The 10,524-nt window shown below is 61.5% G+C and carries 10 protein-coding genes; 1 reads left to right on the forward strand and 9 read right to left on the reverse strand.

Going from position 1 to position 10,524, the window contains the following annotated elements:
* The first annotated feature begins 34 nt into the window (after window positions 1-34).
* Window positions 35-499 carry an acyltransferase gene (locus NKI17_RS28155; RefSeq protein WP_352452701.1) on the forward strand — a complete coding sequence of 155 codons (465 nt, stop codon included), beginning with the start codon at window positions 35-37 and terminating at the stop codon, window positions 497-499.
* Here the strand turns inward: NKI17_RS28155 and NKI17_RS28160 are convergent.
* From NKI17_RS28160 to NKI17_RS28200, 9 genes are all read right to left on the reverse strand, one after another.
* Window positions 488-1,201, reverse strand: coding sequence for a class I SAM-dependent methyltransferase (locus tag NKI17_RS28160; protein ID WP_352452700.1), 714 nt, complete (start codon window positions 1,199-1,201; stop codon window positions 488-490). The genes NKI17_RS28155 and NKI17_RS28160 overlap by 12 nt on opposite strands.
* A gap of 33 nt (window positions 1,202-1,234) precedes the next feature.
* The gene (locus NKI17_RS28165; RefSeq protein WP_352579390.1) at window positions 1,235-1,456 is read right to left on the reverse strand and encodes a hypothetical protein; all 222 of its coding nucleotides are present in this window, start codon (window positions 1,454-1,456) and stop codon (window positions 1,235-1,237) included.
* 3 nt (window positions 1,457-1,459) lie between these two features.
* The gene (locus tag NKI17_RS28170) at window positions 1,460-4,663 is read right to left on the reverse strand and encodes an SGNH/GDSL hydrolase family protein (protein ID WP_352907083.1); all 3,204 of its coding nucleotides are present in this window, start codon (window positions 4,661-4,663) and stop codon (window positions 1,460-1,462) included.
* A 154-nt stretch (window positions 4,664-4,817) separates the two neighbouring features.
* Window positions 4,818-5,192, reverse strand: coding sequence for a hypothetical protein (locus NKI17_RS28175; RefSeq protein WP_352571267.1), 375 nt, complete (start codon window positions 5,190-5,192; stop codon window positions 4,818-4,820).
* 377 nt (window positions 5,193-5,569) lie between these two features.
* The gene (locus NKI17_RS28180) at window positions 5,570-6,007 is read right to left on the reverse strand and encodes a hypothetical protein (RefSeq protein WP_352571268.1); all 438 of its coding nucleotides are present in this window, start codon (window positions 6,005-6,007) and stop codon (window positions 5,570-5,572) included.
* 107 nt (window positions 6,008-6,114) lie between these two features.
* Window positions 6,115-6,540 carry a hypothetical protein gene (locus tag NKI17_RS28185; protein ID WP_352571269.1) on the reverse strand — a complete coding sequence of 142 codons (426 nt, stop codon included), beginning with the start codon at window positions 6,538-6,540 and terminating at the stop codon, window positions 6,115-6,117.
* Window positions 6,540-9,068: a hypothetical protein gene (locus NKI17_RS28190; RefSeq protein WP_352907084.1), complete on the reverse strand. Its 2,529-nt coding sequence runs from the start codon at window positions 9,066-9,068 to the stop codon at window positions 6,540-6,542. The genes NKI17_RS28185 and NKI17_RS28190 overlap by 1 nt, the downstream gene beginning before the upstream one ends.
* Complete coding sequence (locus NKI17_RS28195) at window positions 9,068-9,559, reverse strand: hypothetical protein (RefSeq protein ID WP_352678797.1); 492 nt, start codon at window positions 9,557-9,559, stop codon at window positions 9,068-9,070. Before NKI17_RS28195 ends, NKI17_RS28190 begins: the two co-directional genes overlap by 1 nt.
* A gap of 2 nt (window positions 9,560-9,561) precedes the next feature.
* On the reverse strand, window positions 9,562-10,221 hold the full coding sequence (locus tag NKI17_RS28200) for a hypothetical protein (protein ID WP_352855785.1): 660 nt from the start codon (window positions 10,219-10,221) through the stop codon (window positions 9,562-9,564).
* Window positions 10,222-10,524 lie beyond the last annotated feature (303 nt).

Raw genomic sequence — 10,524 nt, forward strand, 5'->3', positions numbered from 1 at the left:
CGCAACGAAGCTAAGTTTGCGGAGCGTCCGCAGTTTGCGGCGAGGCAAGCATGCGATCGGCGAAGAATGCATCATCAACAGCGTCTTTTCCTTCGATCGCGCCGATGCAAAGATCACCGTTGGAAAAAGATCCTATATCGGCAAGAGCCACCTCGTGGCGGCTGAGAAGATCGAAATCGGGGATGACGTGATCATTAGTTGGGGTACCACAGTCGTCGATCACAACTCACACGCGACGGGTTGGCAAGACCGCAAGGAAGATGTCGCCGACTGGCATCAGGGAAAAAAGGACTGGTCAAAGATCACCATTGCGCCAGTGAAGATTGAAGACAGTGTTTTTATCGGCTTCAACGTCATTATTCTCAAGGGCGTAACGATCGGCAAGGGATCGGTCGTTGGTGCGGGCTCTGTCGTCACGAAAGACGTGCCGCCCTTTAGTATGGTCGGCGGTAATCCTGCAAAGCAAATCGGCGGCGCTGCTGCTAGATCAGCGACTTGAGCACAGAGCTCCGGCCATGTAGGCCATGCTGCGCATCGCCGTCTTGGGTGCAAACCTTAGAAATTCGGTCCGCAGTCTGTGTTTTACCCATCCTTTTTTTTCGCCAGCCAGGTGCTGTTCATAAGCGAGGTCGTGCGCAAAAACCTTTAGCCGTTCGACCTTTAGCCCAGACGTTTTGAGAAGGTTTTCAAACGTTTGGGTCGTGTAGAAGTTGATATGCCCATACGGCCCTGACATCCGAATGGCCTTGCTGAGATCTCGCGTATGCTCCAAAGGCACTTCAATATAGAGCTTCTCGCAGACCCGAGCCGCCTCCCTCAGAAACATCCGTTCGTGCTCGACGTGTTCGACGACGTGAATGGCAAGCCCAAGATCGAACGACTTGTCGGGATGAGGGATGTGATAGCCGTCGAATACGTCGATGCTGTCCAGTTTGGCGATTTTTCTTGCCTTGATGGCCTCGACGCCGCTCTTCGAAATCTCGACGGCGCCAAGCTTCTTACCGAGCCCCTTCCTGTTCAGCTTATCCAGCACCGCACCTTCGCCCGCCCCGATGTCAAGAATCCTGTCGAAGAATTGGCCTTGAATGACCGCTTCGATGTGCCCGACCGACTGGTTTGAAGCTATGTCCCGTTTTGCGGCTACTTTTCCATCGGCGTAATAGTCGTCATAGATGTCGATGATGCTGCCGGCATGCGCCATGGGACAATCCTCCAAGGATAGCCCCCGCCGACCTCATCCTGCCATTGCCTGCGAATGGCGTCCAGCGTCGACTACGGCGCCGCCTACCCAGACCTCGACGAGACCCTCAATGTCGCCGTCAGGAACCGGGATTTCGCGGCTGTGTGCCGGATCCTTCGGCTTTGCGACCATGATCATTGCGCCCACCACCAGCCATTCCTCGCCCTCCTCGAGCTCGGTGATGATTTCGCCCTTATGCTGAATAGCGAATGCCATTGCTTATCCCCTTTCCGCGACTTGTTCGATGAAGCGCAGCGCATTGCCGTCATGGCCGGCATCGTTGAAATGCAAGCCCTCTTGATAGTTTCCCGAATTGATGTAGTCGAAGCCGTCGATCGGGATGGTCAGCATATTGCGCGATCGATAGGTCTGACGGATTGCGCCAAGGGCGGCATCATAGGTCCGACCGCCCGTGTAGCTTGCATCCCATGCGGCTGACGGCCGCGTCGGCGGCATCACAAGGATACGCGGTGCAGCGGCCGCTTCCAACGTGTTGATGATTGTTGCGATGTTTGCCGATATCGTGGCCGGCGGCGTGCCAAAGCTGTCATTGATGCCGAGCGCCAGGATGGGCACGATCTTGCCGCCGGCGTAGCCGCATTGAGCGGCGGCCGATGTAAGACGCGCGGTGTTGAATGACGAGAAGGCATAGCTGCCGTGTGCCGCGCGCAAGGTGCGCAGGCGCGGACGCGAGCCGGCCGCCTTGACGCCAAGCCTGATGAGCCCGGTAATCTCGACAGGACCGCCGACAGCCGTAAGAGTGTAATTGCCGCTTGCCGCCTGCCCGGTGAGCGAAGGCCCCGAATACTGATCAAGCGCCAGGGCGCCCGCGCAGTTGACGGTTTTGTACGCCGCGCCGCCGTTGAAGACAAAGGCAAGCGACCCCTGGCCGGCGTCCTGAGTGTAGTGGACGTCGACCTGTTCATAGGTGCCGGTAAACGCCAAGGACGCGCCGGCGGCGAGGATGATGCTCTCGCCGATCGGCCCGCGCGACCCTGTCAACACGCTCCCGGCGACGGTGACGCCATAGAAAGTCGGAAGATAGGTAGAGCTTGGCCGCAAAGCAGTCATGCCCGGTTCATCGTCGGCAATGCCGATATTGGCAAAACGCGTAACCAGGTTGAACCAGTGTTTCGGCCCGTCGCTGGCAAGCGCCCAATGGCCGATGCTATCGGCGATCAGGCAGAGCACATCGTTGTTGGCGATGTGTTCGGCCATCGTCGCGCGAAAGCCGTCATAGAGATTTTGCAGCGACGGCCGGCGCGGAATGAAGAAGCGCTTACTGTTGACGGCCGGCTTGCCAGGTCCCCAAAAACCGTCGCCAGATGCGGGAATGGCCGTCAAGGCGAAATTTCCAGGCGGCACATAGGGATTGGGATAAGCGCTCGCCGCGGACGCAAACAGCGCGGTCGCATCGACGACGCCGTTCGGATCGGCGTCAGCCAGCAGGTTCATGCCGGTATTGCTGGCGCCGCCGGTCAAGGCCCGGTCGGCATCGGCGAGCAGACCGGTCTTGATCGTAAAGCGGACCTCGTACCGATGCTGGGCGGACGATGCTACGGTCGCGCCATTCGACAGCGCGCCTGATTTGATCCATGCCGGGATGCCTTGCGGGTTGACGTTGTTTTGAAATTTGTAGGCGCCACCGCTGATCGCCGGATATTTGCCGGCTGGGATTGGGATACCCAGCGGGATATGAGCGACCCCGTTGACCAGCGTCACCGTATATGTGCTTAGGACATTGACCACCAACCCGCCGAGATAGTCCACTACATGAATGAGCGCAGCGCCGGCGCCAGCGCCAGCGCCAACGTCGACCGCTGTAATATGGCCGTCGGCCGGCGCTGGCGTCTGCATGATGACGCTGTAGCTGCCCGAAACGTCCGACCCCGTGTTGACCAGCGTCGGCCAGCCGATTTCCTGGCTAACGCCGACAGCGGAAACGAGACCGTTTGCTGTGGTATAGGCAGCACGCGCCTTGACGGCGACTTCGCCGGTGAAGGTCGCCTTCCACTGCGGACCATTTACAGCGCCTATAGTCTTGGCAGTGTGCGAGGCCGGAACCGCCGCCGTGAACCACTCGACTTCGCCGTTCGGAATTGCCCCGGCAGTGTAGTACCAGCTACCAGCGCCAGTGCGCTGGAGGCCCATGACGCTGCCGGCAGGCTTCAGGATCGAAAGCCCTGAAACAATAGACGACGGGCCGGCTGGAACGGACATTGTCTGGTCGGAAACCAGGCTAAGCGTCCCGTCGCCCTCGACGTGGGCAATAACGATGTGGGCTGTCCCCGGCACGATGCCAAATCCAAGCTCCAAGGTCGACAGATATTCATCGACCGTCGACAGCGATCCAGGCCAAAAATAGACGCTGTCGTTCGTAATCACCGTGCCGCCGACGGAACCCGTGATCGGAACGGGTCCGACGATCCTTGAGCTGATCAGGGCAATTTCCGCCGTTGACGCCCGGACGCCCGTATCGGCTGCTACCGGTCCGGCCGTGACATTGTACAATCCCAACGAACCAGTCGAAACTTCGGTCCAGAAATACTCGCCGACATCGACATTCCTGCCCAGCACCGCCTCTGCGGCGGCGCCGGCGAGCCCTGCCGACGCCGCAAAACTGAACGTCGGCGCCACTGTGTAGGAGCCCGGCGCCGTGATCAGTATCTGCGTCAGCGCCCCGCCCGCCACGACGAAGCGGCCGGCAGCGCCCGAGCCAGTTCCGCCGGTAAACGCCAGGTCGAACGTGCCATTGGCGCCGCCCGAGCCTGGCGTGATCGCACCGTTGCCGGCGACGCCGAAGCCGATTGCCGCCGCCGTCGTCGGGAAAATGCCCTTGCCGTAGAGCGAAGCGTCGCGTGCGGCCTGGGCGCTGATGACGGCGGCCGCGGCGGCTACGGCATCGGAATTGGTCGCAGCCCGGTCGGCGGCGGTTTGGCCGGCATTCGCGGCGGAAGCGGCGGCACTGGCGGCTGCCTGGCCGGCGCTGGCTTCGGCAGCATCCTTCAGCGCCTGGGTTTCATCGCGCAGCGCTTCGACCTCATCGACCACGTCGGCGATGTCGGGCGGAACGGATGCGGCGACGGTGATGGCATCGGTGCCGACGGCCGGCTCGTCGGCCGTGAACTCGAACACGCGGCCGGCATTGACCGATCCGATCTGGGTATGGACCGTCGTGCCCTTCTGCAGGGTGCGGGTAGTGCGGGCATCGGCGGCGCGGAACCATTCGCCTTCGCTCGCGGTGTAGATGCCGTTCTGCGTCGGGTCGGCCTGGTCCTTGACCAGCACGCGGTCGCCGATTTCGGCCGGCACGCCGTCGATGGCCTGCAGGCCGTGCAGGAGGATGTCGGCCGTGGTTGCGAGGCGCACGGGTTCGCGTTCGCCGGTCAGGAGACGAACGGCGGCAGTTGCAGGTCGGGACATGAGGGCTTGCTCCATAAAAAAGCCCCGCATAAGCGAGGCTGGAAGGGGTTCGGTGCTGGTGTGGGAAAGCTAAGCTACGCGGCCGGACACCGCGCTATCCGGCGCAGCCGGTGATTTACATTTTTCAGACAGCGAGCGGCAACGCGGTCCAGGGCTACAGCAATCCGCCAATCAGCCTTCTTGTGCCGCCCATGGCCGCCAGCCCGCAGGCCATGCCGGCGCAGTCGGCGACCCAGTCGAGGATATCCATATCGCGCGCGATCAGCTGCGCGCCTTGAAGCAGCTCGATCGCCGCGCCGGTAAGAGCGAGGAGCAGGACCAGTCTCGTCTTGTGTTCCGGCCAGCCGAGGCTTCCGAGCGCCGCCAACACGGCGAAGGCGGCTGCGTGGTTGAGCTTGTCATGCTGGAAGGTGAAGCCCATGTCCAACTCCTGCAGGAACCGCACCGGCGAAAGCGCGAGCAGGAGAACGCCGGCCAAGGTGAGCAGAAAAACGATCCTTGCCATGGTCGGAAAAGAGTCTGTGCGCAACAGGTCAATCCTTCATCTGGGATGGGAGGCGATCCAGAAGGCACCACCGACTGGTACCGCTCTGCGGTTAGCAGGCCATAAGCCAGCATCGTGACCACAATCAGACCGCTGTCCCGATGGCGGCACCAACCCCCGGCCTGGTTGCCATCGCCGGAGTGGCATACTCACTGGTGATCGCGCCAGCGCTGATCCGGTCGAGCCGGCTGCCGGGTACGGGGTAGTATGTTGATACATGATCTGCCCCACCGTCGCCTGGTGGTATCTCATGAGACACATCCATATTCCAGCCTGTGTCCGGATCCTTGGGCAAGGACCTGAACCCAAAACGTCTACCGACGAAAGATCGTCGCTGCGAGCGGAACCAACGCCTGTCTTCACTATCCTTGCTTGACGTCGAAAGGCTCAATAACAGCAGAGGGGGTTCCCAACTGCTCGAGCAAATCCAGCACGCGCTCCGAGACAACAAGGCGTAGGTCCCGAGCGATGCCGAAATCATCGCGGCCTGCTTGTCCATTAATCTTCAGCCAGACGAAAGCTGGAAGTTCCACCTCGGGCTGCAGTTCACGAAAATCCTCGGACGTCGTGACCTCAACATGGGCGAACGTTGCACCGGAGAAGCCAACTTCCAACAAAGCGCGCTTGGCCTCCTCGGTCACAAGAAAGCAAGGAAATGTTGTGATGAGCACGTCACCGAACCATCCCTCCATTTGGTAAATAAGCTTGCTTACGACAGGTGGGTGGACACTCGTATCAAGGACAGTTCCTTTGCCGAAGCCGCCGGCAACATCGGGTTTTCTGTAGAAATATTGCATCATTGAACTGTCGATTGGTTGAGTGGATGGCCGTGCCCATCCAGGTAACTTCCGGCGTGCCGTGACTACCCATTGCTTTATTGCCGAGACCATCCCTGCCCCTTCGGCCGTCAGCCGTCGAACGGCTTGATGGTAGCGGAAGGGAGACCTCGTTCATCAAACACCTCGAAGACTCGCTCCGATAAGACGAGGTTAAGGTTCTTGGCTATGCCGAAGTCATCGTGACCCGCTTTCCCACTCACCTTCAGCCACACGAAAGATGGAAGCTCTACCTCGGGCTGAAGTTCGCGGAAATCTTCGGACGTTGTGACTTCAACAGGGGCGAATGTCGCTCCGGTGAAGCCGATTTCTGACAACGCGTGCGCGGCCTCTTCCGTCACGAGGAAACATGGAAAGCTTGTTATAAGAACATCACCGATCCATCCCTCCATCTGGTACACAAGCTTGCTCACGATAGGAGGGTGGACGCTGGTATCCATGACAGTGCCGTCACCCAATCCGCCGGCCACATCGGGCAGAATGTCAAAGTATCTCATCATTCACCTATTGGCGGATAGAACAAATGTCCATACTTCTTGTCGATTTCGGTAACATAGTCAAGGACCTTCTGACGGGTGGCATGAGGGTTTTTCTTATAGAAATATTCCCACTCGCTCCGAATTACCTTCAGGTGCAAAATTATGTCGAACTCGTTCCGGATTCCACGAAGATTCTCGATTGAATGCAGCTCTTTCTCTGTAAAAAGCCCGGGATACCTTTTAAAAACTCCCTGCTCGACGCCATGATGCACTCTATAGTCGCTTTTGTTGAGACTAGGATTCGCATCAAAAAAGACTTTTCGATAGTCGTTGGATGGAGCCCACCCAACCTTCGCCCCGGCATGTTTAACTTTGGACGTATCCCTGGCAAGCATCGCAGCTAATAGCGCGGTTTCAACTGCACTGTCGGATATTTCGCCGGGTGGTGTCTTCCGGCGTGGCATTGGTGGCGAGACCGAGCGCGCAAGCGCTTGCTGGTGCCTAAGGGTTTCGGCATCGACCCCACGAACAAGTGCCTCGCCGCCTTCGACTAGGTCAGTCGGCCGCCTCGAAAATATTGAGAGTTTCTCTACCCAGGGCTTGGCAATCTTCGCCGCGGCGCGTTCCAGGGCCACGGCCGCCAACCTATCGCCAGGAATTGCGCCCGCGGCATTGAGCAGTGTTTCTTCGTAGTTGCCTTCCAGCGCTGCATTTCCAGCCTTCTCCAGTGCAAATGACGTCCCCAACGGCGTGAAGTCGGCCACCGAGATGCTGTCTTCGCCAAGCCCATCGGAGCCCACGAGTTTTTGTGCGAGACGACGCCACAGGCTCCCCCGCTCACTGTCGCCGGCTATCAATCTCCCGAGCCACTCTTGATTCGTCGGTAAGTAGTTGGTGAGTTCCGCGTTTGATACCGATCGTCCTGGCTCGACAGTGTTGGCTAAATCGAGCAGCATCATCGGGTCGACTACAGCTGCCCGGACCGACCTATCCGCGATGCTGTTATCTGTTTGGGACGCGCTGGTCTGAAACAGGTGGCTGAGCACCGCTTCGCGCGCGGCTTGATTCGGTAGCGCGGCGAACACATTGCGCAGCTCTGTGGTCTGGTCTTGCGGCTGGGCCTTGAGTCTGCCGACAATGTCCTCAGCGACAGAGTTGGGTAGCGGCTGGGCGGTCTCAAAACCCAACTGTTGCTGGGCGGCGATGGAGCCAATGATCGCCGCCCGATAGTCTCCCGGCCTCGACAGGTTGCTCCAGGCCGCATCAAGGTTCGCGAATGCCTCGCGGACATAGCCGCCCGGATCGGCCTGCCTGGCCTTGAACGTCAGGTCCGCGGCGGTGGCGATAGCGTCATGGCGCGCCTTGTCCACTTCCGGCGTTGAACTATCAGCGGTGGGGTCGGCGTCCTTGACCATGGCCCGCACGGCGTTATTCGACAGGTCGCGCATGCCGTGGAATTGACGATTAACCTCAACGGTCCTGTTGAACGCCTCGAAGCGCCTGGCGCCTTCGGTAGCGCCATAGAGAGCGACGAACTGTTCCGGCGTTGGGATCGGGCCGGAATAGGTTCCATTGTCCCTGATGTCGGCCGGCGCATTCTGCTCGGCCAGGATAATGTTTGTGCGTTTTTCGACTTGCCGCATCGCGTCGGCGGCTCGGGCCTGCTGGACCAACCCTGGCCGCTCTTCGGGGGCAATGTCGTCCCCAAAAGCCTGCGCCGACGTTTGGTCCGGCGTAAGCTTGCCTACGCGGTCACGGAGCGAAGCCGGTGCGGCAGTTCCATCCGCCGGAGGCCCACTCACAGCCTCGACGGTATCGTCCTTGGTCCTGCCGTCAGTCGCTCCCGACCCCCCACCCAGCATCCCCGCAGCGCGCTTCGGGTCTTGGGCGATCATCGCCTGGACGAGCGCCTTTGCCGCGTTGCTGCGCCAGGCGGCCTCGGCGGCTTGCCGGGCCACCGGGTTGCCCATCTTGCCGATCAGGTCGAGCCCGCTCTGCCGGATCGCCTCGAACGTGCCGCTGTCGTCCGGGTCGCCCTGCGCGATGGCGCTTGTGTAGCCGTCCTCGACCTTGCTCCACTCGGCCTGCTCATAGTTCTGGCGCCGCGCGTGCTGCTGCGCGGCCATGCGCGCCGAGCCGGCGAGCCGCAACGCCTGTTTTTGCGCCAGGAAATTGGCGCGTTCGCCCTCCGGCACTTTCGCCGCGGTCTCGTCGAAGATCTGGTCGAACAGGCCGGGCTTGACGACGCCGTCGCTGCGCGGATCGAGCTGGCCATACATGAAGTCGTGCAGGCCGCCGCCGTCGGCCGGCGCGGTCTGCACCGCCACGGCCTCGGCGTGCGCTATGCGTGCGTTCAGCTCGCGGCCGATAATGTCGGCGTCGAACGCATCCTGCTGCTGCTTCTGCTGCCGGAAGCGTTCGGCTATCGCCGACAGCTCGTCGCCAAAGCCTTGCATGGCGGCGCCCACCGGCGAGCCGTTGGGATAGGAAACCACATTGCCGGTATCGAGGCGGCGCTGGGCAAGCTGGAGCGGGATGGTGGCCATCAGTAGAGGCCTCCACCCGGCGCCGGCGGGAAGGCGCTTCTGCCGAACGTCACCGCCTTGGCCGGGTCGTAGAGGCCGGAAAGGCCCGACACGAGATTGCCGCCGGCCTTGAAAATCGAGGCGCCCACCGCCTGTCTGCCGGAAAAGCGCGCGATCGCCGCCTGCGTGGCGAGACCGTTCTGGCGCAGCTGCGAGCCGTACTGGATCGCCTTGAGGTCGAGCTGGCCCTGCCTGGCATTGGCCGCCAGCACCTCGGTCGGCGAGCCTGCTATGGCGACGCCCGAAGCGCCGGCCTGGGCACGCGCCTGCGCCTGCAGCAGATCCTGCTTGTGGCGCTCCTGGCCCTGCTCGAAGGCCGAGCTTTGGGCGTCGGCCCGCGCCTGCTGTTCATAGGCCTTGGCCTGGTACTCGGCCATCTGCTTCGACTGCTGGCCTTCCGCCAGCGCGCCGCCGACCGAAAGCGCCGTACCGATAAGAGCTAGTGTGCACATGGTCAGCCTCGTTCGCCGGCGGGAATGAATTTGCTTTTGATGCCGTCGACCGGCGCGCCGATCGCAGGGCGCCGGTCGAGCACGCCGCCGGGGCTGAGGAAGGACAAAAGCAGTCGGTCGGCCTGGATTGCCGGGCGGCTGAGACGCGATGGCGCGGCGGCGCGCGGGCCGGCCATGGCGGTGCGCCGGATGGTGGTCAGGTTGACTCTGACCCCGGCAGCGCCGTCGGCATCGAAATGGCCGTTGGCGACGATGACGGCGCGGCTCAAGGCATCGGCCGCGAACAGCTCCTGCCGCAGTTGCTCGATCAGTTCGTGAACGCTCTTCCAACGCTCGCCGAGGGAGGCCGCCTTTGTTTGGATCTCAGCGCCAAGCGCTTCAATGTCGACGCGGGCTTCGTTTCGGGCGGCGGCGATGCGGCGCTTGTCCGCTGCCTCGATGGTCTGCTCGATCAGCGCAATTGCATCGTTGCAGTCGTCAAGTGCGGCACGGGCTGCTGCCAGGTCGCCCTTGCCGAAAATCGCGCGATCCTCGGCCTGTTGCAGCTCCTGTTTGCAGGCGATCGCATTGTTGAGGTCGGTGTCGAGCAAGGCGCGGATGGCAGCGAAATCGGCAGCCGTCCGCGCCTTGCCGAGGTCTTCGGCATGGGGGATTTGGGTCACGGGTGGGTTCCTTGGTTGGGGAAGCGATGGAGGACGGAGCGGGTGATCTCCCCCCTCGAGGGGGAGATGGCCGGTAGGCCAGAGGGGGTCGTCTCGCGTGGAGCGCCGGCGTTCTTCCCCCGCGATGGAGGCGATAGGAGGCCGCGTCAGGACGAACCGACCCCCTCTGTCGCCTTCGGCGACATCTCCCCCTCGAGGGGGCTAGGGCGTATACACATCTTGCTGCGACGGATTGACTCGGTTGTGACGTGTCGGATTCCGCCGGCGTGTGCTGTATGATTCTTCTGTGACGTTCTGATTTGG

The sequence above is a fragment of the Mesorhizobium sp. M0816 genome (assembly GCF_040320005.1).
In the GTDB taxonomy this organism is placed as follows: Bacteria; Pseudomonadota; Alphaproteobacteria; order Rhizobiales; family Rhizobiaceae; genus Mesorhizobium.